We start from the raw sequence: 685 nt of genomic DNA, 5'->3' as shown, positions 1-685 counted from the left end.
TAAACCCAAAGTTGCACCGCTTTGCACGCTAGCATTGAGATGCACGGTTTGACCGAATGTATGAAACAGTGGCAACGTTACTAGATGAACATCATCAGCCTGACTCGCCATGATGTTCTGAGCCACAAGCGCATTCATTACGATGTTTTGCTGCGTGAGCTCTGCTCCTTTGGGCAGTCCCGTTGTGCCTGATGTATACAAAATCACACAAGTGTCATCCGCATCGCGAGCAACGTAATCCGCCAAAGGTTCGATATCTTCTATAAAAGACGTCAGTGTCGGTAAACCTTGGTACTCTTTTTGCGTTTGATCTTGCGTCATTACGATCATCGTTTCACACGCATCCACCTCTTTAAACGCTTTCATGCCTTCTTTCGCCATTGGCAGTTCGGGCGTTCCTTCAAAACAGAAGTAAAACTTCGCTTTCGAATCTTCTAGGTGGTATTTGATTTCTCTAGATTTGAGCAACACGTTCAGCGGAACGGTAACAGCACCCGCCTTCTGAACCGCAAAATAAACGAAAGGAAAGAAAGGCAAATTCGGGCACGATAACGCCACTCGGTCTCCCGGTTTGACGCCCGCTTTAATCATCGAAGTCGCGATCTTACCCGCAATCGCGTCAAATTCTGCGTATGTGAATTTTTTATCACCACATATCAAGGCCGTTTTATTCGGTTTACTTGCA

1 protein-coding gene is annotated in these 685 nt (G+C 46.1%); it reads right to left on the bottom strand.

The genetic code is table 11. The features are described 5' to 3' along the window. The coding region (locus tag R7Q11_RS26555) for an AMP-binding protein (protein ID WP_225467045.1) at window positions 1-685 on the bottom strand (685 nt) is incomplete at both ends.

It is taken from the genome of Vibrio sp. 970 (assembly GCF_033339075.1).
Note: the sequence above shows the minus strand (reverse complement) of the source record. Positions and strands in the feature narration are given on the sequence as shown.